This window comes from Nonomuraea sp. NPDC050536 (assembly GCF_044457685.1).
Taxonomy (GTDB): Bacteria; Actinomycetota; Actinomycetes; order Streptosporangiales; family Streptosporangiaceae; genus Nonomuraea.
In genome coordinates, this window is record NZ_JBITHD010000012.1 from 168,503 (window position 1) to 187,276 (window position 18,774).

20 protein-coding genes are annotated in these 18,774 nt (G+C 72.1%); 12 read left to right on the top strand and 8 right to left on the bottom strand.

Features of this window, described 5'->3' with window-relative positions:
- Window positions 1-77 precede the first annotated feature (77 nt).
- Genes ACIBHX_RS30775 through ACIBHX_RS30790 form a run of 4 tightly spaced genes read left to right on the top strand, consistent with a single transcriptional unit; the run spans window position 78 to window position 4,630 of the window.
- Window positions 78-698 (top strand): TetR/AcrR family transcriptional regulator, encoded by a 621-nt coding sequence (locus tag ACIBHX_RS30775; RefSeq protein WP_397070815.1) that lies wholly within the window; start codon window positions 78-80, stop codon window positions 696-698.
- Window positions 695-2,206 (top strand): AMP-binding protein, encoded by a 1,512-nt coding sequence (locus tag ACIBHX_RS30780; protein ID WP_397070816.1) that lies wholly within the window; start codon window positions 695-697, stop codon window positions 2,204-2,206. The genes ACIBHX_RS30775 and ACIBHX_RS30780 overlap by 4 nt, the downstream gene beginning before the upstream one ends.
- Entirely contained in the window at window positions 2,203-3,549 is a 1,347-nt protein-coding gene (locus ACIBHX_RS30785) for an amino acid permease (protein ID WP_397070817.1), read from the top strand. The genes ACIBHX_RS30780 and ACIBHX_RS30785 overlap by 4 nt, the downstream gene beginning before the upstream one ends.
- The gene (locus ACIBHX_RS30790) at window positions 3,533-4,630 is read left to right on the top strand and encodes a serine hydrolase domain-containing protein (RefSeq protein WP_397070818.1); all 1,098 of its coding nucleotides are present in this window, start codon (window positions 3,533-3,535) and stop codon (window positions 4,628-4,630) included. Before ACIBHX_RS30785 ends, ACIBHX_RS30790 begins: the two co-directional genes overlap by 17 nt.
- 45 nt (window positions 4,631-4,675) lie before the next feature.
- On the opposite strand, the gene ACIBHX_RS30795 is transcribed toward ACIBHX_RS30790, so the two are convergent.
- Complete coding sequence (locus ACIBHX_RS30795; RefSeq protein WP_397070819.1) at window positions 4,676-5,689, bottom strand: nitrilase family protein; 1,014 nt, start codon at window positions 5,687-5,689, stop codon at window positions 4,676-4,678.
- A gap of 96 nt (window positions 5,690-5,785) precedes the next feature.
- Here ACIBHX_RS30795 and ACIBHX_RS30800 point away from each other — a divergent pair, with 96 nt between their 5' ends.
- Window positions 5,786-6,628, top strand: coding sequence for a LysR family transcriptional regulator (locus ACIBHX_RS30800; RefSeq protein ID WP_397070820.1), 843 nt, complete (start codon window positions 5,786-5,788; stop codon window positions 6,626-6,628).
- Here ACIBHX_RS30800 and ACIBHX_RS30805 read toward each other — a convergent pair.
- Window positions 6,625-7,068: a cupin domain-containing protein gene (locus ACIBHX_RS30805; protein WP_397070821.1), complete on the bottom strand. Its 444-nt coding sequence runs from the start codon at window positions 7,066-7,068 to the stop codon at window positions 6,625-6,627. The genes ACIBHX_RS30800 and ACIBHX_RS30805 overlap by 4 nt on opposite strands.
- Window positions 7,069-7,281: 213 nt before the next feature.
- On the opposite strand from ACIBHX_RS30805, the gene ACIBHX_RS30810 reads away from it, so the two are divergent.
- Both ACIBHX_RS30810 and ACIBHX_RS30815 read left to right on the top strand, forming a co-directional pair.
- Window positions 7,282-8,073, top strand: a complete 792-nt coding sequence (locus tag ACIBHX_RS30810; protein WP_397070822.1) for a DUF1206 domain-containing protein — start codon at window positions 7,282-7,284, stop codon at window positions 8,071-8,073.
- Window positions 8,070-9,626: a phospholipase D family protein gene (locus ACIBHX_RS30815; RefSeq protein ID WP_397070823.1), complete on the top strand. Its 1,557-nt coding sequence runs from the start codon at window positions 8,070-8,072 to the stop codon at window positions 9,624-9,626. Before ACIBHX_RS30810 ends, ACIBHX_RS30815 begins: the two co-directional genes overlap by 4 nt.
- Here ACIBHX_RS30815 and ACIBHX_RS30820 read toward each other — a convergent pair.
- Entirely contained in the window at window positions 9,563-10,243 is a 681-nt protein-coding gene (locus ACIBHX_RS30820; RefSeq protein WP_397070824.1) for a phosphatase PAP2 family protein, read from the bottom strand. The genes ACIBHX_RS30815 and ACIBHX_RS30820 overlap by 64 nt on opposite strands.
- Window positions 10,222-10,887, bottom strand: a complete 666-nt coding sequence (locus ACIBHX_RS30825; protein WP_397070825.1) for a phosphatase PAP2 family protein — start codon at window positions 10,885-10,887, stop codon at window positions 10,222-10,224. The genes ACIBHX_RS30820 and ACIBHX_RS30825 overlap by 22 nt, the downstream gene beginning before the upstream one ends.
- Before the next feature lie 52 nt (window positions 10,888-10,939).
- On the opposite strand from ACIBHX_RS30825, the gene ACIBHX_RS30830 reads away from it, so the two are divergent.
- Window positions 10,940-11,860 carry a diacylglycerol/lipid kinase family protein gene (locus ACIBHX_RS30830; RefSeq protein WP_397070826.1) on the top strand — a complete coding sequence of 307 codons (921 nt, stop codon included), beginning with the start codon at window positions 10,940-10,942 and terminating at the stop codon, window positions 11,858-11,860.
- On the opposite strand, the gene ACIBHX_RS30835 is transcribed toward ACIBHX_RS30830, so the two are convergent.
- Entirely contained in the window at window positions 11,821-12,546 is a 726-nt protein-coding gene (locus tag ACIBHX_RS30835) for a helix-turn-helix domain-containing protein (protein ID WP_397070827.1), read from the bottom strand. The two genes, ACIBHX_RS30830 and ACIBHX_RS30835, sit on opposite strands and share 40 nt — an antisense overlap.
- A 67-nt stretch (window positions 12,547-12,613) precedes the next feature.
- Between ACIBHX_RS30835 and ACIBHX_RS30840 the strand changes: the two genes are divergently transcribed.
- From ACIBHX_RS30840 to ACIBHX_RS30855, 4 genes are all read left to right on the top strand, one after another.
- Complete coding sequence (locus tag ACIBHX_RS30840) at window positions 12,614-13,444, top strand: NAD(P)H-binding protein (protein ID WP_397070828.1); 831 nt, start codon at window positions 12,614-12,616, stop codon at window positions 13,442-13,444.
- 51 nt (window positions 13,445-13,495) lie between these two features.
- Window positions 13,496-14,098, top strand: a complete 603-nt coding sequence (locus tag ACIBHX_RS30845; protein WP_397070829.1) for a hypothetical protein — start codon at window positions 13,496-13,498, stop codon at window positions 14,096-14,098.
- 106 nt (window positions 14,099-14,204) lie between these two features.
- Window positions 14,205-14,378 carry a hypothetical protein gene (locus ACIBHX_RS30850; RefSeq protein WP_397070830.1) on the top strand — a complete coding sequence of 58 codons (174 nt, stop codon included), beginning with the start codon at window positions 14,205-14,207 and terminating at the stop codon, window positions 14,376-14,378.
- A 1-nt stretch (window position 14,379) separates the two neighbouring features.
- The gene (locus ACIBHX_RS30855) at window positions 14,380-14,955 is read left to right on the top strand and encodes a CGNR zinc finger domain-containing protein (protein ID WP_397070831.1); all 576 of its coding nucleotides are present in this window, start codon (window positions 14,380-14,382) and stop codon (window positions 14,953-14,955) included.
- Here ACIBHX_RS30855 and ACIBHX_RS30860 read toward each other — a convergent pair.
- Genes ACIBHX_RS30860 through ACIBHX_RS30870 form a run of 3 tightly spaced genes read right to left on the bottom strand, consistent with a single transcriptional unit; the run spans window position 14,906 to window position 18,740 of the window.
- The gene (locus ACIBHX_RS30860) at window positions 14,906-15,472 is read right to left on the bottom strand and encodes a hypothetical protein (RefSeq protein ID WP_397070832.1); all 567 of its coding nucleotides are present in this window, start codon (window positions 15,470-15,472) and stop codon (window positions 14,906-14,908) included. The two genes, ACIBHX_RS30855 and ACIBHX_RS30860, sit on opposite strands and share 50 nt — an antisense overlap.
- Before the next feature lie 3 nt (window positions 15,473-15,475).
- The gene (locus tag ACIBHX_RS30865) at window positions 15,476-16,954 is read right to left on the bottom strand and encodes a hypothetical protein (protein ID WP_397070833.1); all 1,479 of its coding nucleotides are present in this window, start codon (window positions 16,952-16,954) and stop codon (window positions 15,476-15,478) included.
- A gap of 25 nt (window positions 16,955-16,979) precedes the next feature.
- On the bottom strand, window positions 16,980-18,740 hold the full coding sequence (locus ACIBHX_RS30870) for a hypothetical protein (RefSeq protein WP_397070834.1): 1,761 nt from the start codon (window positions 18,738-18,740) through the stop codon (window positions 16,980-16,982).
- Window positions 18,741-18,774: the final 34 nt, after the last annotated feature.

Consider the following 18,774-nt stretch of genomic DNA (forward strand, 5'->3'; position numbering starts at 1 on the left):
GTTCGTAGTCCGAACTTCAAGCCGACCTCAGGCGCAGACTCTTGCCACCTGGCGGCCGCATGTTCTAGATTTCGGCCATGCGGTCGAAAGTTGAGCCAGAGGGCCGGAAGCGGACGTTCACCGAGGAAGCGCGGCGCAGGCAGATCGTCGAGTGCGCCATCACCACCATCGCCAAAGAGGGGCTGGCGCAGGCGTCGCTGGCCAGGATCGCGGGCGAGGTGGGCATCGCCAAGAGCGTCATCTCCTACCACTTCGCCGGCAAGGACGAGCTGATCAGCGAGGTCATCAACGCCCTGCTGCGCGAGTCGAACCAGTTCATCAAGGGCTGGGTGGAGCGCGCGGACACCGCGCAGGACAGGCTCAGGGCCTACATCGAGGCGAGCTTCGCCTTCATGGCCGAGCACAGGGAGAACTTCGCCGCGATGGTCGACATCTGGGGCAGCTTCGGCACGGTCGAGGCCAAGCGCGCCTTCAACGCCACCGCCTACGACCCCTGCCGCCGCCACCTGGAGGGCATCCTGAAGGCGGGCCAGGACAGTGGCGAGTTCCGCGCGTTCACCCCGCGCACGATGGCCGCCACCATCCAGGGCGCGATCGACGGCGTGATGCTCCAGTGGGTGTTCGACGCGCAGGCCATCGACCTGCCCGAGTGCGCGGCGGAGCTGACCGCCATGTTCGACCTGGCCACCCGGTCGTGACAAGCCTCGGGCACCTGCTGCGCGAGCGGGCGCGGCAGGCGGGCGACCGGCCGCTGTTCGTGTTCGACGGCGCCACGACCACAGTCGGCGAGGTGGAGTCGCTGACCAACCGGCTGGCCGGGGTGCTGCGCGCGCACGGCGTCGAGCGGGGCGACCGGGTGGCGGTGATGCTGGCCAACGGGATCGGCTTCCCTGTCGCCTGGCTGGCGATCGCCAAGCTCGGGGCGGTGGCCGTTCCCTTGAACGCCGGATACCGCAGTGCCGACATCGCGCACGTGATCGGCGACTCGGGGGCGCGGCTGGCGCTGGCCGGCACCCCGGAGGCCGCCGCAGACCTGCGCGCCGCGGGCGTCACGGTCGGCCTGCTCGACCCGCGGCTGCGCGAGGCCCCTGGCGTAGTCGAAGCCGTGGCCGCCGTGGGTCAGGACGCCTTCGATGCCACGGCCGAGCTCGCCGCCGCTCCCGACGACTTCCCGCTGCCGGACCTGGGTCCCGATGACCTGGTCAACCTGCAGTACACCTCGGGCACCACCGGCTTCCCCAAGGGCTGCATGCTCACCCACGGCTACTGGCTACGGCTGGCCGAGCTGGCCGCCGAGATCGCGGACGTGCGCGAGGGCGACGTGGACCTGACCGCGCAGCCGTTCTCCTACATGGACCCGCAGTGGAACACGGTGCTGTGCCTGATGGCGGGCATCCCGCTGGTGGTGCTCCCCCGCTTCTCGGCCACCACGTTCTGGCGGTCGGTGCGCGAGCACGGCGTCACGTTCTTCTACGTGCTCGGCACGATGCCCGTCTACCTGCTCAAGCAGCCCGCCGATCCGCTCGACAGGGCCAACCGGGTCCGGCTCGTGCTGTGCTCCGGAATCGTGCCCGAGCTGCACGCCGTACTGGAGGAGCGGTGGGGTGCGCCGTGGCGGGAGGCGTACGGATCGACGGAGACCGGAGTGGACCTGGCCGTGCCGATCGGCGACGGGGCGAGCGTGGGCAGCGGCGCCGTGGGGCGGGCCGTACGCGGCAAGCAGGTCCGGGTCGTGGACGGCGAGCTGCTGGTGCGCGGCGAGCCGATGATGCTCGGCTACTGGAACGGCGCGCAGCCGGACAAGATCCGCGACGGCTGGCTGCACACCGGCGACCTGGCCCGCCTCGACGAGCGCGGCCACGTGCACCTCGCAGGAAGGCGCAAGGACATGATCAGGCGCGGCGGGGAGAACGTGGCCGCCGCCGAGGTGGAGGCCGTGCTCGCGCGTCATTCCGCCGTCGAGGCCGCCGCGGTGGTCGGCGTGCCGGACGAGCTGCGCGGCGAGGAGGTCAAGGCGTACGTGCTGGCCGCCGGGCCTGTGACGGCGGCCGAGCTGGTGGCGTTCGTGGCCGAGCGGCTGGCCGGGTTCAAGGTGCCGCGCTACGTGAGCTTCGTCGAGGAGTTCCCGATGACCCCGTCCGAGCGGATCGCCAAGCATCTGCTGGACGCGCCCCATGACTACGACCGGTTAAGGGAGCACCCGTGACAACGCTGCGCCGCGACCTGAAACGACGGCACATGACCATGATCGGGCTAGGCGGCGTGATCGGCGCGGGCCTGTTCGTCTCCAGCGGCGCGGTCATCGGTACGGCGGGCCCCGCCGCCGTCGTGGCCTACGCCGTGGGCGGCCTGGTCGTGGTGCTGGTCATGCGGATGCTCGGTGAGCTGGCCGCCGCCCACCCGACCAGCGGCTCGTTCTCGCGGTACGCGGAGCTGGCGCTGGGCCGGTGGGCGGGGTTCCTGGTCGGATGGAGCTACTGGTACTTCACGGTCGCCGTGATCGCCTTCGAGTCGGTCGCGGGCGCGAAGCTGCTCGGCGTGCCGGTGTGGGCGGGCGCGCCCGTCCTGCTGGCGGTGCTGACCGGGGCGAACCTGATCTCGGTGCGGCTGTTCGGCGAGACCGAGTTCTGGCTGGCGTCGGTGAAGGTCGCGCTCGTGGTGGGTTTCCTGGCCGTCGGCGTGCTGTACCTCGTCGGGCTGTGGCCGGGCGGCGGCGTGGGGCTGTCGGCGCTCACCGCGCACGGCGGGTTCGCCCCGAACGGCTGGGCGGCGGTGCTGACCGCGCTCATCACCGTGATCTTCTCCTACTTCGGCGCCGAGGTCGTCACCATCGCCGCCGCCGAGTCCGCCGAGCCCGCCAAGGAGGTGGCCCGCGCGACCATCCGCGTCGTGTGGCGAGTGCTGATCTTCTACGTCGGCTCGGTGCTGCTGATCGTCACGATCGTGCCCTGGAACCAGGTCCCCACCGACGGCACGGGCAGCCCGTTCGCGACGGCCATCGGCCGGTTCGGCATCCCGGGCGCGGCCACGATCATGAACGTGGTCGTCCTGGTGGCCGTGCTGTCGATCCTCAACGCGGGGCTGTACGGCTCGTCGCGGATGCTCATGTCGCTGGCCGAGCGCGGCGACGCCCCGGCCGCGATGTCCCGGGTGACCTCGGCGGGCGTGCCTGCCCCGGCCATCCTCTCCGGCGCCGTCACCGCGCTCGCGCTGGTCGTGGTCGCGAACCTGATCGCTCCCGAGCAGATCTTCGCGTTCCTGCTGAACGCCTCGGGCCTGCTCACCCTGGTCCTCTACGTCTTCATCGCCGTCAGCCAGCTACGGCTGCGCGGCCGCGGCGAGCCGGGGCCCGTGCGCATGTGGGGCCATCCGTGGCTGGGCATCGCCGTGCTCGTGCTGCTGGTCGCCGTGCTGCTCGCGGTGACCACCTCGCCCGGAGTCCTGCCGATCGTGGCCGGGCTCGCCGCCGTCCTCGCCGTGACCCTCGCCGCGTACGCGGCCCGGGTCAAGCTGCACCCCATGGAGGTTTCCGATGCGACGGATCACTAGCGTCCTCGTCGCGGCCGTCGCCGCGGCGGGGCTCATCGCGGGCCCCGCACATGCGGACGCCGGGTTCGCCTGCCTGGTCGCCAAGGCGGCCAAGCCTCCGGTGCCGGGGGTGATCCTCGACGTGCACGGGCCCGGCGCCGACTACACGGGCGCCGCGGGCAAGTTCGCTGTGGGCGGGCGTGACCTGCGTCCGTCGGACGCGTTCCGCGCCGCCAGCGTCAGCAAGACGTTCACCGCGGTCACGGTGCTCAAGCTCGCCGAGCAGGGGAAGCTCGGCCTCAACCAACAGATCGGGAAATATCTGGATTCGCGGCTCATCGGGGTCTACAGCCCGAAGATCACGCTGCGCCAGTTGCTCGACCACACCGCGGGCTTCTACGACTACGCCACCGACAAGGCGTGGATGGCCGCCGTCCAGGCACACCCTCGGCGCACGTGGACCGCGGACGAGCTCGTCGGGTGGGCGCTGCGCCACGGCAAGCCGTACTTCCCCGCGGGCAAGGGCTACCACTACTCCGACACCGGGTACGTGCTGGCCGCCAAGGTGGTCGAGAAGGTGACGGGGCAGCCGCTCGCCCGGGCGTACCGGTCGCTGATCATCGATCCGCTCGGGCTGAAGCACACCTACCTCGAGGGCCGCGACCGGCCGCGGGTCAAGGCGCCCCTCTCCCATCCCTACCTGGGCTCCGTGGACACCCGTGGCTGGAATCCCAGCTTCGACACGCACGGCGGTGGCGGGCTGGTCACCACCGCCGGTGACCTGACGGTGTTCGCCCGCGCTCTGTTCGAGGGCAAGGTCTTCGCCAGGCGGGCGACCCTGGACACGATGCTGACGCCCACCCGGCAGAGCGGCGAGGAGGCCTACGGGCTCGGCATCCAGCGGCTCGGGTCGGGCAAGGCCGCGCTCTGGTACCACCCCGGCTTCTGGGGCGCGATCATGGGCTACTCCCCCGGCACCAAGATCTCCCTCATCGCCACGGTCAACCAGGCGGACGACGCCGGCCACCTCGCCACCCTCGTCCAACAGGCCTACACCCTCGCCGCCACCGCCACCGCCACCACCACCACCTGCAAAAACTAACCCCCGTCCAGTACGGCCAGCCCTCCAAGCCCGCCGAGCCGCTCCCTACCCTGCGACGTCACCGGCTACCCCCGTCCCTGAGGGGTTGCGGTGGAGGGGGACGGGGGTGGGGGTGAAGCGGGCTGTGCGGGGGTCGCGTTCGTCGCCGAAGCGGTGGGTGAGGATGGCGTAGAGCTCGGGGCGGCGGCCCTGGATCCAGCGGCGGCCCGTCGAGAGCGGGAGGAGCGTGAGGTCGAGGTCGGCGACGATCATGGCGTCGGCCGCGGACCAGGTCTCGTCGATGATCCTGCCGTAGGGGTCGAGGATCATGGCGTTGCCGGTGCGGATCTCGTCGTCGTCCTGGCCGATGCCGTTGCTGAACACGATGAACAGGCCGTTGTCGTGGGCGCGGGACGGCAGCCAGCGCATCAGCCATTCGCGCCCGTTCGGCCCGCGCAGCTCGGCCTCGATCGCCTGCGGGTTCTCGTGCCGCTCGTGCCAGAGGTGGGCAGGGACGGGACGCATGCCGTACGGGCTGCGCGAGGCCGTGCCACCCGTCTGGTGCGGCGCGATGAGGACCGAGGCGCCGAGCAGCGCGGTGGCGCGGACGTTCTCGACCAGGTTGTTGTCCCAGCAGATGAGGATGCCGGCGCGCACGCCCCACGGAGTGTCGAAGACGGTGTAGGAGTCGCCGCTGCCGATCGCCTCGTGCTCGAAGGCGTGCAGCTTGCGGTGGCGGTGCACGGCTCCGTCGGGCATGCAGACGGCGTAGCTGTTGAACAGCCCGCCCTCCGCGTCGAGCTCCAGGAAGCCGGCTCCCACGGCCATGCCGTACCGGATCGCCAGGTCGCGGACGGCGGTGACGGACGGCCCGTCGAGCGGCTCGGCCAGCTCGCGCAGGCGCTCGGCGGTGTGCCTGCGCAGGTGCCAGTACCCCAGCAGGCACATCTCGGGGAAGGCGATCAGCTGGACGCCGTCGGCGGCGGCCTGGCCGACGTACTTCTCCACCTGGGCCAGGTTGTAGGCCTTGTCGTCGGGGCGGTGCTCGAACTGCACCGTCGCACATCGCAGCTGCTCCACGGGACACCTTTCTCGTTGCCGGTCTCCGGTCCAGGAGAACCCCGCGGCGAGCCATTCGTCCAATGAATCTTTTTGGTTCTCCGATAGATTCGTGGAATGGATATCGGGCTGCTGCGCGCCTTCCTGGCGGTGGCCGAGCACCGCAACTATGGGCGCGCCGCGCAGGACCTGCTGGTGACGCAGCCGACGCTCACCAAGCAGATCCAGTCGCTCGAGGCCAGGGTCGGCGGGCGGCTGTTCCGCCGTGGCAGGCACGGCGCGACGCTGACCGAGCTGGGGACGAGCCTGCTGCCGGAGGCGCAGGACCTGGTGCGGCGATCCGACGCACTCGACCGGCGGATGGCCAGGATGGCGCGCGGCGAGGTGGGCAGGTTGTCGATCGGATTCGGGCTGTCCAGCATCGATCTGGCGCCGCGCCTGGTGGCGGCGTTCAGGCGGCGTCACCCCGAGGCGCAGCTCGTGCTGGACGACATGTCCTCCAGGGAGCAGCTCGACCGGCTCGCGACCGGCGAGCTCGACCTGGGCTTCATGCGCCCGCCGCCGGGCGATGCCTGGGGGTGCCTGGCGCTGGGCACCGACCGCCTGGCCCTGGCATCGACCTCCCGCGCCGAGCTTTCGGACCTGGCGGACTTCGTCCAGCTGAGGCGGGACAGGGGCCCCGGGCTGGTCGGGCAGATCGACCGGCTCTGTGCGGCGCTGGACCTCCGTCCGCGTGTCATCCAGGAGTCGCAGGATCTGCTGACCGTGCTGGCGCTGGTGGCCGCCGGGGTCGGAGCGGCGTTCGTGCCCGCGGGTGCGGCCCGCGTCGCGCCGCACCCGGTCGTCATCACCCCGATCGATCACCCGGCCGCGGAGTGGGAGGTCGCCGTGGTGTGGAACCGCGACCGCGCCCACCCGATGACCGCCCGCTTCCTCGACCTGGTGCGGGAGACCGTCTAGCGGGTGGCCTGGTGGAAGTCGTAGGGCAGCTCGTCGAAAACGTAGTAGACGCAGTCGGCGCCGGGCGCGCAGCGACCCCAGTGGACGGCCTTGCCCGGGTAGTAGAGGAAGTCGCCCGCGCCGACCTGGTAGGTCTGCTTGTGTCCCTGGACGTGCCAGAGCATCGTGCCCTTCACGCCGACCACGTGCTCGGGGCTGGTGTGCCAGTGGGGTGAGAACGGCGTGCCGGCCTTGAGGGTGAACCTGGCCTCGGACGGTCCCTTCTTCGGGTCGCCCTTGAGCTGGACGTAGGTGCAACCTGCCAGGCCCTCGCACGGGGACCCCTTCTCGTGGTCGCTGTGGTAGGTGACCGGGTCCTGGGCGGCGGCCGAGGCGGCCGATCCCGTCGCGATCGCCGCCAGCATCGCGGCCGACACGGCCACGAAGACCTTCTTCATCATGTGCGCGCTCCCTAAGTGGACTGTGGTCCGATTATACGGACCACAGTCCGGAAAGCAAGATGGGTCCGCAGGCCGGCCCGCCAACGCTCCCGAGCCGCCGCGGCCCGCGACTGGTTCGGTGGTACGGCCGGCCGTACGCGTGAGCCGTCGTAGGCCTAGAAGGCGGATTCCTGGGCACTTCAAGGGTCTTTGACGGACTCCGGGAGGAACAAGGTGGCTGAGGCCGAAACCACGGCACGACGGGCGGCCAACAGCCGGACGATGCACCGCATCGCGCGGTTCGGGCTGGCCTGTCGTGGCACGTTGTACGGGTTAATCGGGGTACTGGCGGTCCAGATCGCGCTGGGTCACGGCGGCCACGAGGCGGACAAGAGCGGCGCCATCAAGACGGTGTCCGACCTGCCGTTCGGGGCCGTGGTGCTGTGGGCCATGGCCGCCGGGTTCGCGGCGCTGGCGCTCTGGCAGGCGTCGGAGGTGTTCTTCGGCTCCCACAAGACCGAGGACCGGATCCAGGCGGTCAGCCGGGTCGTGGTGTACGCGTTCGTCTGCTTCTCGCTGCTGATGGTGCTGCTGGCGGGCAGGACCCGGTCGGACGACAAGCAGTCGCAGGACATCACCGGCAAACTGCTCAACCTGCCCGCCGGACAGATCCTCGTGGGCGCGATCGGGCTCGGCATCCTCGCGCTCGGCGTCTACTGGATCCGCCAGGCGGTCACCAGGAAGTTCAAGCGGCAGCTCGGACCGATGCCGCCACGCGCCGCGGCGGTGATGGACAAGCTGGGGCTGGCCGGATACCTGGCCCGCGGGCTGATCGCCGGGCTGGCGGGGATCTTCGTCGTCCAGGCCGCCGTCACCTTCGACCCCGGCAAGGCGGGCGGCATCGACGCGACGCTCAGAGCGTTCGCCCGCACCCCCGCGGGTCCCTGGCTGCTGGCCGTAGTGGCGGCGGGCGTACTGCTGTTCGCCTGCTACTGCTTCGGGGAGGCTCGCTGGCGGCGGACATGAGACTCGACGACTGGTTCCTCACCGGGGAGGAACGCGGCAACGACGCCACCCGGCTCGCGCCGTGGACGCGGGGCAACCTCGTGCGCCCGCTCATCCACGGCGCCACCTACTTCCGCGAGCTGCGCGACCGGCTGGCCGCGCTGGGCAAGGGCGGTCTGCTGCTGTTCGCCGACTGGCGCGGCGACCCCGACGAGAGGCTCACCGACGACGGTCCCGGCGTGGGCGCCGCCATCGCCCGGGCGGCGGAGCGGGGCGCCCTGGTCAGGGGCCTGATCTGGCGCTCGCACCTGGACTTCCTGCGCTTCAGCTCCGCCGAGAACCGCCACCTGGGTGAGGAGATCGAGGCGGCGGGCGGCCAGGCGGTGCTCGACACGCGGGTACGGAGCGGCGGCTCGCACCACCAGAAGTTCGTCATCCTGCGCCACGACGGCGCACCCGAGCGGGACGTGGCCTTCCTCGGCGGCATCGACCTGTGCCACAGCCGCCGCGACGACGGCCTGCATCTGGGCGATCCGCAGGCGGCGCCGATGCCGCGGCGCTACGGCCCGCGTCCGCCCTGGCACGACGTGCAGGTGGCCATCGGCGGCCCCGCCGTGGCCGAGGTGGAGCAGGTCTTCCGCGAGCGCTGGGGCGACCCGGCGCCCGAGACCAGGCAGCCCTTACACCGGCTGCGCGACCGGCTGGCCCACATGGCCGACGTGCCTGCGCTGCCCGAGCCGGGACCGCCGCCGCCGGAGGCGGGGACGCACGCCGTACAGCTGCTGCGGACCTATCCGCACCTGCGGTGGGCGTATCCGTTCGCGCCGGAGGGCGAGCGGAGCGTGGCGCGGGCCTACCGGAAGGTGCTGGCGCGGGCGCGGTCGCTGGTCTACCTGGAGGACCAGTACCTGTGGTCGACGGACGTGATCGAGCCGTTCGCCGAGGCACTGGAGCGGGAGCCGGAGCTGCGCATGATCATCGTCGTGCCGCGGTACCCCGACCAGGACGGCTGGCTGGCCGGGCCCGCGAGCCTGATCGGGCGGGTGGAGGCACTGTCGCGGCTGATGCGCGCGGGCGACGGGCGGGTGGCGCTCTACGACCTGGAGAACCATGACGGGACGCCCGTGTACGTGCACGCGAAGGTGTGCGTGGTGGACGACGTGTGGGCGAGCGTGGGGTCCGACAACGTCAACCTGCGCTCGTGGACGTTCGACTCCGAGCTGAGCTGCGCGGTCCTCGACGAGCGGGAGGACCCGCGCCCGCCCGCCGGCGCCGGGCTGTTCGCCAGGCAGTTGCGGCTGGCGCTGGCCGCCGAGCATCTGGACCGCGATCCCGGCGAGGTCGACGAGCTGTGCGCCCCGCGGACCGTGTTCGAGGCGTTCGCCGAGTCGGCCGCGCGGCTCGAGGCCTGGCACCGGGGCGGCCGGCGCGGGCCGCGACCGCCGGGGCGGCTCCGGCCGCATCCGCAGCCGGAGCTCAACCGCTTCCGCAAGGCGCTGGCGATGCCGCTCTACCGGCTCGTGGTCGACCCGGACGGCAGGCCTCCTCGGCTGCGCCGCTCGGGCGGGTTCTGAGCCTCGCCGTACAGGATGCGCGCGGTGATGGCGACGCAGCAGGTGCCGAGCAGCAGGCCCCAGCCGATGTCGGTGAGATGGTGCATGCCCCGGTAGAGCCGGGAGAAGGCGACGATCAGCGGCGCGGCGACGGCGAGCACCCAGATCACCACTTGCAGCGCCCGGTTGCGGAGGTGTGTGGTCAGCACGAGCGCCACCGCGCAGTAGAAGCAGACGGCGGCGCTGACGTGGCCTGAGGGGAAGCTGGAGGTCGGCGGCGCGGGGTCGAGGTGGGACACGGGCGGCCGGTGGCGGCCGACCAGCTCGGTCGTGGCCAGGAAGATGAGCGACTGGCTCCAGACCGCCGCCACCAGGAAGATCGACTCGCGCCAGCGCCGGTAGATCAGGCGGCAGGCGATGGCCGCCGCCGCGGTGAGCGCGACGATGTACGGAGTGTCGGACAGGCTGCTGCCGAAGTCGGTCAGCGTGTTCAGCAGCGGTGTCCGATCGGCGGCCAGGGTCCTGCTGATGGCCTCCTCGCCGGTGGGCCAGGCCAGGATCAGCTCGCCGGCGCCGAACGTCACGGCACCCAGCAGGACAAGTGGTAACAGGATCGTCAGTGCGTAGTACTTGACCATGATTCCGGTTCCGATCCCTCGTTGGATTTCTCTTCTCGCCAGATCTCGAATGCCGCCGCGGCGGCGACGACCACGGCCGCGCCCAGCACGATGCCGCCGACCACGTCGCTCACCCAGTGCACGCCGAGCGCGATCCTCGTGTAGCCGACCGACAGCACCAGGAAACCGGCAACCGCCCAGGCCACCCACCGTCCTCGGCGCGGCAGCGCGGGAAGCACCAGCAGGACGATCACCCCGGCGCCCAGCGCCGCGTTGGCCGCGTGCCCGGACGGGAAGGAGTCGCCCGGCGCCAGCGCGACGGGATCGGGCAGGAGCGGCCTGGCCCTGGCAACCACGATCTTGACCGCCAGGGCCAGCATTCCGCCCACGGTGATGGTGGTGACCGCCCAGAGCGCCAGGCGGGGCGCGCCGTGGTACAGCATCCAGCCGGCCAGCACGACGACCGCGATACGCCAGGTCCACGGCCCGAACACGTCGGTCCACACCGCCAGGAACCTGGTCAGCGCCGGATGCGACAGCGCGTAGACGTGCAGGTCGTAGGCGACGCCGCGGTCCAGCCCGTTGACCGGCATCCTCGCCACCACCAGCAGCAACGAGAACGGGATCATGATGAGCGCTGCGGCGAGCGCGAGTCTCGGTCGCATTCGCGGCAGCTACCCGGTTCGAGGCACATGAGTCATGGGTAGTCGCGCTGGCGTGTCCACCACAGTGGCGGTGATCGCGCACCGCAAGAAGACGTTAGGCGCCGGGCTCGACCGGCTGCGCGTACTCATCAGCGAGCAGGACGTCGGCGACCTGATCTGGTACGAGGTCCCCAAGAGCAGGAAGGCGCCCAAGAAGGTCCGCAAGGCGCTGTCCCAGGGCGCCGAGCTGGTGTTCGTCTGGGGCGGCGACGGCATGGTGCAGCGGTGCGCCGACGCGCTGGCAGGCACGGGCGTGCCCATGGCGATCCTGCCCGCGGGGACGGCGAACCTCTTCGCCGCCAACCTCGGCATCCCGGTCGACCTCGACGAGACGGTACGGCTCGGCTTCCACGGCCGGCGCGCCGTCCTGGACCTGGGCAAGGTGAACGGCGAGCACTTTGCGGTCATGGCCGGGGCGGGGTTCGAGGCCGAGATGATCGCCGACGTGGACGGCGGCACCAAGGGCAGGCTCGGCAAGCTCGGCTACGTCGCCGCGGCGATCAGGCACGTCGGCGGGGCACCCGTGCCGATGAAGGTCAAGGTCGACGGCGCGACCTGGTTCGACGGGCGGGGCAGCTGCCTGCTGCTGGGCAACGTCGGCACCATCGCGGGCGGGGTCGAGGCGTTCGACGACGCCAGGCCCGACGACGGCTGGCTGGAGGTGGGCGTGTCCACCGCCTCGGGGCCGGTCGAGTGGGCCAGGGTGCTCGGCCGGATGGTCGCCGGGCGCTCGGAGAACTCGCCGTTGGTGCGCGTCACGCGCGCCAGGCGGGTGTCGGTGCGGTTCGGCTCGCCTCTGACGTACGAGCTGGACGGCGGCGACCGCGGCACGACCGACCGGCTCAAGGCCAGGGTCGTGCCCGGCGCGCTGACCGTCTGCCTGCCCGAGCTGGCTCAGCAGGGGCGAAGCGCCGGGAGCCGGCCCGCGAAGTAGGCCGCGGGAGTGACGCCCATCAGCGTGCGGAACTCGGCGGTCATGTGGGACTGGTCGTAGTACCCGGCCGTCACGGCGAGCTGCGCCCAGCGACTGGTGCCGCCGCGGGCGAGCACCTTGCGCAGGCGGGCGAGGCGCTGGAAGCGCTTGGGCGGCAGGCCGATGCCGTCCGAGAACAGGTCGCGCAGATGGCGCTCGCTGACGGCCAGCCTGCCGGCGAGCGTGGGCAGCGCTTCGCGCCGTTCCCCGTTGAGCGCTCCCGCGGCGGTGCGCAGGAGTCCCGCGCGGTCCAGGTCCGCGGTGGAACGAGCGGCGAGCATGGCAGGCAGCGCCTCCTCCAGGCGCCCCACGACGTCCTCGCCCGATTCCGCCGCCAGGTCGCCGGCGCCGTCCCAGAGCTCGCCGACGGGGACGATCCGGTCGACCAGCTCGCTCACCGCGACCCCGAACAGCAGCCGGGCCGCCCCCGGGCGCAGCCGGAACCGCAGGCACACCGGCAGGTCCTTGCCGTTGTGATAGGACGCGCGGGTGCGCGGCCCGACCACCAGGAGGTCGCCGCGGCCTGCCGTACGCGCGCGGAAGACCAGGCACGTGTCAGGGTCGGGAAGGTGGACGAGGGACGGACCGCCGGACCTCACTTCCGTGATCTCGCTGACAAGCCACCGCAACCGCTCCGGCACCACCATGGCCCCCACGCTACCCGTGCCGGAACTTCCTATAAGCGCTGGTGGGCCCGCTGGCAGGCTGGCGGCCATGATCCTGGTTACCGGTGCCACAGGCACCATCGGTGGTGAAGTGGTCCGTCTGCTGGCGGCGCGGGGCGAGCGGGTGCGCGCGATGACGCGGAAGGACGTCGCGCTGCCCGGAGTGGAGGTCGTGCGCGGGGACTTCGACGACGCGCCGTCTCTCGATGACGCGGTCCGCGGCGTGGAGGCGCTCTTCCTGCTCAGCGCGCCCGGCCCGTGGATCGCCCGGCACGACGCGGCCATGCTCGCCGCCGCGCGGGCCGCGGGCGTGCGCAAGGTGGTCAAGCTGTCGGCGATCAGCGCGGTCTCGTGGCATGGGGCGGGCGAGCAGGCGTTGCGGTCGGGCGAGCTGGAGTGGACGGTGCTGCGTCCCTCCAGTTTCGCCTCCAACGCCCTGCGCTGGGCCCCCGCGATCCGCCGCGGCGACCCCATCCAGAACAGCACGGGGACGGGCACGCAGGGCGTCGTCGATACCCGTGACGTGGCCGAGGTCGCCGTCCAGGCCCTCACCACCGGCGCCCATGTCTCCCGTGTCCTCACCCTGACGGGCCCCGACCTCATCAGCGTCCCCGACCAGGTCGCCGTCCTGGCCAAGGTGCTCGGCCGCGACCTCGCGACGATCGACATCTCCCCGGAGGAGTACCACGAGCAGCTGATCGCCGCCGGCCTGGACCCCGCCTTCGCCGAGACGGCCGCCGACGGCTCCCGTCTGGTCGCCTCCGGAGGCAACGCCCGCATCACCGACGACCTCGCCCGAGCCCTCCCCCATCCACCCCGCACCTTCGCCACCTGGGCGCACGACCACCGCGCCCGCTTCCGCATCACCGGCGCCCGCTGACCGAGTGCGGACAATTCCTTGCACATGCCTCCGTGAAGAGGGACAACCGCCGTGTTGGAGCGGTCCATCAATCCCGGAGGAGACAGCGATGAAACGTCAGCGGGTCACGAAGCAGGAAGCGCGCTGGAGAAGGACCTGGAGTCCGCCGTCATCAAGCTGGATGCGCTCCTGCCGCTCGCCCAGCTCGAGGGAGGCCAGCTCGGCGCGCTCTTCGACGCGGCACTCGCCACGCTGACCGAGCCCACGGCGGGCGAGTCGGCCACGGCCTACCTGACCTTCCGCAACCTGCTGCCCTACGCCACCGTGGACACGGGCGACCGCGGCGGGCACGGCGAGCGCGCCGACGGCACACTCAGAGGCAACTACGACGCCGACGCGCTGGGCGATGCGATCCACGTGCTGGAGCAGGACATCGAGCGCGAGTGGAAGACCTATCCCAAGCGGCTCGAAGCGGTGGCCACGAGCCTGGCCGCGGGGCTGAAGGAGGACGACGGCTGGAGCACGGACGGCCGAGTGCGCGACGCGGTGGCCGCCTCGGCCAGACGCCTGCGCGCGATGGCCCGGACGATGCGTGCCGGCGGTGAGCACAACGCGGCCCAGCGGATCAACGCCGCCCGCTGGGACGAACACGAGCGCCTCTTCCGCCAGACATAGCTAAATCGGCGGCGCTGCCCCTAGGCCAGGACCGCGCCGCCGATCACCAGCCCCTGGACCAGGAGGGAAGCTCGCCTACGACGCGGGCGCGCAGTCCAACGGCGGCATGACCGTCATCGCGGGCGACCGGGGCGTGTCGACCTGGTCGTACACCTACCCGAACGCCGTCGAGGTGCGCGGGTGCGACGTGTACGAGTTCGACGGCGACCGCATCCGGGTCAAGGACGCCTACCGCAAGGTCTCCGCCGACATCACCCGCCCGTTCCTCCAGGACGGTTAGCGTGGTGCGCCCACCCGCGGATCCGGAGGAGGTCACCGGGCTGCCCGCCGACGTGGCGCTGGTGCACGCCTTCGTCAACTCGCTCGACCTGCGCGAGTACCGCGTGCACGGGAAGCGGATGGCGCCCGGCGACGCCTGGGAGGGCGGTCCCGCGGCGCTCGCGCGGTGGTTGCGCGCGCACGGGCTGCCGCAGGGTGAGGATCCAGATGGCTTCGAGCGGGCCGTGCGGCTGCGCGCGGCCCTGCGCGACAGCACCCGCCAGACGCCGCCGGCGGAGCCGGTCCCGCTCACGGACTTCCCGCTGCTGGTCGCGGCCGGTGCGGGGGCCGGTCCGCGGCTGGTCTCGGCCGCCGCGGGGGTGGATGCCGCGCTGGCCCGGGTTCTGATCACCGCGGTGGATCTGTCGGCTCGCGGGCTGTGGGCACGGTTGAAGATGTGCCTGGCCGACGACTGCCAGTGGATCTTCTACGACCAGTCCCGGCCGGGGCGCGGGCGCTGGTGCTCGCCGCAGCTGTGCGGCAACCGGTTCAAGATCCGCGCGCACCGGGAGGGTCGTCGTGACAGTCTCCCCAGGTGAGACAGGTCGGCCGCCCGACGGGCGGTTCGCTCGGCCCGCCGTACACCTCCTTGTGACGCGTTCGGGTGGGCTTGGGGGTGACCGTGACCCTGCTGGTGACGGTGACCGTCGGCCGTGGTGAGGGCTTCGGCGCCGCAGTCGGTGTCGGTGTCGGTGTCGGTTTGGGACTCGGGGTGCGGCTTTTCGCGTGGCTGGGCTTGACGGGCCAGGCCGTGCGGGTGGTGAGCGGCTGGAAGACGGCGCCGGTGCCGGTGGTGGTGTGGAGCGTCAGTCGGGCGGTCGACGCGATGGGCGAGGGTACGGCGGGCGGCGACTCCTGGTTCCGCCACACCAGGACGATCAAGGCCGACACCACGAGCACGGCCGCCCCGGCCAGCCACCAGCGCTCCGTCCGACGCGGCCGGACCAGCCGGACCGGCTCGTCGTCCGGCGGTTCGATCCGCCCGGGCAGCGGGTTGTACGGCATGCGCCGCGAAGCCCGCCCGCCACCCGGACCCGGAGGATCGTCGGGTGCCATGGATCAGACGAGGATGAAGATCTCGGAGACGCCCTGGGCGAGGGTCGCGATGTCGGCGGCGGCTCCGCGCTCGGTGCTGGCGGGGTCGACGACGACGGCGAGCCGGTCACGCAGGCCCTTGCCGGTCAGCGCGGTCCACAGGAGGTTCGGGGCGAGCCCGGTGTCGAGCAGCCGGTAGGTGTCCTGGCCGGCCAGGCTCTTGTGCCCCCACAGGGTCACCGAGGGGACGCCCCTGCCGATCACGTTGCCGACGAGCGTGTCGACCTGGGCGGTCGCGGTGGCCTGGTCCCACGGCGAGGTGTCGCCGGTGTGTGCCAGGCCGTACTGGCGGGAGGTGACCTGCGTCCAGGTGTCCCAGCCGAGAGCCCGTACGGCCTGCCACTGCGCGGCACTGGCTCCCGCGGCCGTGATCTTGTACGTGCGGTAGCTCGGCCCCCAGAGCCCGTCGGCGAGCTCGACCCTGTCCAGGGTGACGGCCGCGAGGTAGTCGCCGACCGTCTTCTTGGTGGCCAGCGGCGCCTTGGCGCGCATGGCGGTCGCGCAGGCGGCGTTCGAGCCGCAGCCGAGCTCGGGCACCGCGACGCCGATCGCCAGCCGCTTGCCGGGCAGGGCCGCCCGCAGCGCGGTGGCGGTCGTGGCGAGGAACTGCTTCACGTCGGCCTCGCCGGTGAACGTGCGGCCGTCGCGCGGGTAGCCAAGGTAGTCGGCGAACTTCACGCCGGTGACGCCCGGCTGCTTGGCGGCCGCGATCAGCGCCTGCAGTGCGGTGCGGTACTGCGGTCCGCCGGTCAGGTAGTCGGCGCTGAGGTCGTGCTCGACCCAGGTCCGCAGCTTGGCCGCCTTGGCGGCGCGGATCGCGTCCGCGGTGCCCGCGGGGACCGTGCTGGTCGGGACTGTGTTGGTCTGGACTGTGCCGGTCGGCTGCGTGGGTGTGCTGCTCAGGGTCGGCTGCGGTGCCGCGGCGGTCACCGTGGGCTGCGGTTCCACCCCGGGGTAGACCGTGGGCTGCGACCTCACCTCCGGGAAGGCGGTGGTCGTGGGCGCGCTGGTGTAGACGGCGTAGGGCTGGAGGGTGGCCACGTAGACGGAGTTCGGGTCGTCGCACACGTAGTACGCCCGGTCGGCCTTGTTGCGGCAGGCGGGCGGCGCGACAGGCATGCCCTTGGCGTTCTGGCAGCGGTACTTGTGCAGGGACGCGTCCATCAGGCACGTGATCGCCTGCGAGCAGCCCGTGCCCAGCCGGTACTTCTCGTCGACGTAGATGCCGGCCTCCTTGCAGAACCGCACCGGGGCCACCCGGTTGGGACCCGTGAGGCTCGAGGAGGGGGGAGCCGGGGGGACCACGTCCGCGCCGGGTGTCAGGTTCTCCGCGCTGGCCAGAAACGGGGTGAAGATCAGAGCGCAGATGATCACGGCCCCTGCGGCGATCTTCTCCTTGCGGGACAGGCGCAGCCGGCGAAGCCGTTCGACGATCCTTTTCATGGTGAACCTCATCTCGACTCGGGGGCTAGCACTTGCCGCCGGAGTTGTTCAGGGGCGAGCCGTCGTAGACCCGGTAGCCGCCGGTGGCCGGGTTGACGGCCTTGTAGCTGACCGTGAGCGTGAGCGTTCCGGAACCGCTGGTGCTCCCCTGGGTGGTCTTGCCGTCGCCCGTCGCGGTGCCCGTCCAGCTGACCGTCACCGTCCCTTCCTGCGTGACGAAGGAGCAGTCGGGCGCGGGTGCCTTGGCGGCCACGGAGACGCTCGTGCCCGATACCGAGATCCCGTCCGTGCCCGAGGCGGAGGTCACCTGGCAGCTGGCGCCCGGGCAGGCCAGCGAGAACGAGCCCGAGCGGCTGGAGCCGAGGTCCAGGCGAGAGGGCGACAGGCTCGCCTCGGGCGCCGCCGGTTTGGGCAGGGCGGCGGCGGCCAGCGGCTTGGAGCTCGCCCGCTTGGCGTTGGACTGGGGAGGCTCACTCGGACCCTGGCGGACCGGCTGATCGGTGGACGCCGGCTGCTTGGTCGGGGCGGGCGGCGGGCTGGAGGGGTGCTTGGCCGGCCGGCCGGTGTTCTGCGGGGTGGCGGGCTTGCCGGTGTTCTGCGGTGAAGCGGCGGGGGTGGTGGGCGGGTCGTCCAGGCCGGTGGGCGGGGTCGTGGCGGGCAGTGTGACGGCGGGCTGGCCGACCTGGACCGTGGGCTGACCCGTGGGCTGGCCGACCGGGACGCTGGGCAGCGGATCGAGCGGGGCCGCCGTGCGGGACGGATCGAGGGGGACGGTCGTGCCGGACGGGGCCAGGCCCGCACCGGCCCGTTCGGGCCCGGCGAGCGACGTCGGCTGTACGGCCTGCCGTCCCGACCAGGCGAACGCCACCCCCAGCACGACGGTCACCACCGTGCCCGCGATCAGGGTCACCTTCACCGCCGGGCCGAGCCGCCTGGCCAGGCCCATCAGCCAGAGCGGGGACAGGCGCGCCTCGGGATCGCTCTCGTCCGGGCGCTTGTCCCACACCTCCTCCCAGGCACGGAACGGCCTGTCCTGGCGCGCCTCGGTGAGCGCGTCATGCTGCCGGGGAAAGCCGTCAGGACGCCAGTCCAGGTCGAGGTCCTCGGCCTCGGCCAGGTGATCGGTCAGCGTCGCGGGCGCCTCCTCGATGGGCAGGCCCCGCATCAGCTCGGCGGCCGAGCGCTCCCGCGGCGCGGCCTGGCAGGTGGGACAGCCCTCGATGTGGTGACCGATCTGGGTCCTGGCCAGGCGTCGCGGCGCCCGTTCCCAGGCGGACACCAGCTCGGCCAGCACGTGGCACCCCCGGCCCGAGCGGGCGACGCAGACCGCGGCGTACCACCGCTCCAGGCTCTCGGCCGCGTCGTCGACCAGGATCTCGATCTCCACGATTCCCGCGTCGAAGATCAGCGCGATCTCGGCGAGCGTCAGGCCGTGCCGGTGCACCAGGTCGAGCGCCTCCCGCTGCGGTTTCCGCAGGCCGGCCAGCCCCTCGGGCAGCAGCTCCAGCGCCGCGTCCTGGCCCGGGCGCACCCACGACCCGGTGCTCGTCGCCCCGGCCGCCGCGCTGCGGTGGGCACGCAGCAGGCCATACAGCCAGGGCCGCAGGTTGTCCAGGTCGGTGAGCCTGGCGGCGTTGACGACGGCCGCGACCAGCGTGGCCGCGACCACCCGCTCGGCCTCCCGCTGCGGGAGCGTCGTGCGGGCGTAGTCGTACAGGAGGGAGCCGTACTCGCGGCCCGCGTCTTCGACGAAGTCGATCGCCTCATCGGGTAACGATTGCCACATGTGTCGGATACCTTCCGGTGGAAGCGGACAGAAT

Bases quoted from the DNA above. Each gene is read 5' to 3' on its own strand.
- ACIBHX_RS30805 (WP_397070821.1), bottom strand. From the start codon at position 7,068: ATGATGAAGAAGGTCTTCGTGGCCGTGTCGGCCGCGATGCTGGCGGCG.
- ACIBHX_RS30825 (WP_397070825.1), bottom strand. From the start codon at position 10,887: ATGCGACCGAGACTCGCGCTCGCCGCAGCGCTCATCATGATCCCGTTC.
- ACIBHX_RS30860 (WP_397070832.1), bottom strand. From the start codon at position 15,472: ATGGCACCCGACGATCCTCCGGGTCCGGGTGGCGGGCGGGCTTCGCGG.
- ACIBHX_RS30800 (WP_397070820.1), top strand. From the start codon at position 5,786: ATGGATATCGGGCTGCTGCGCGCCTTCCTGGCGGTGGCCGAGCACCGC.
- ACIBHX_RS30820 (WP_397070824.1), bottom strand. From the start codon at position 10,243: ATGGTCAAGTACTACGCACTGACGATCCTGTTACCACTTGTCCTGCTG.
- ACIBHX_RS30775 (WP_397070815.1), top strand. From the start codon at position 78: ATGCGGTCGAAAGTTGAGCCAGAGGGCCGGAAGCGGACGTTCACCGAG.
- ACIBHX_RS30865 (WP_397070833.1), bottom strand. From the start codon at position 16,954: ATGAAAAGGATCGTCGAACGGCTTCGCCGGCTGCGCCTGTCCCGCAAG.
- ACIBHX_RS30790 (WP_397070818.1), top strand. From the start codon at position 3,533: ATGCGACGGATCACTAGCGTCCTCGTCGCGGCCGTCGCCGCGGCGGGG.
- ACIBHX_RS30815 (WP_397070823.1), top strand. From the start codon at position 8,070: ATGAGACTCGACGACTGGTTCCTCACCGGGGAGGAACGCGGCAACGAC.
- ACIBHX_RS30870 (WP_397070834.1), bottom strand. From the start codon at position 18,740: ATGTGGCAATCGTTACCCGATGAGGCGATCGACTTCGTCGAAGACGCG.
- ACIBHX_RS30850 (WP_397070830.1), top strand. From the start codon at position 14,205: ATGACCGTCATCGCGGGCGACCGGGGCGTGTCGACCTGGTCGTACACC.
- ACIBHX_RS30835 (WP_397070827.1), bottom strand. From the start codon at position 12,546: ATGGTGGTGCCGGAGCGGTTGCGGTGGCTTGTCAGCGAGATCACGGAA.
- ACIBHX_RS30840 (WP_397070828.1), top strand. From the start codon at position 12,614: ATGATCCTGGTTACCGGTGCCACAGGCACCATCGGTGGTGAAGTGGTC.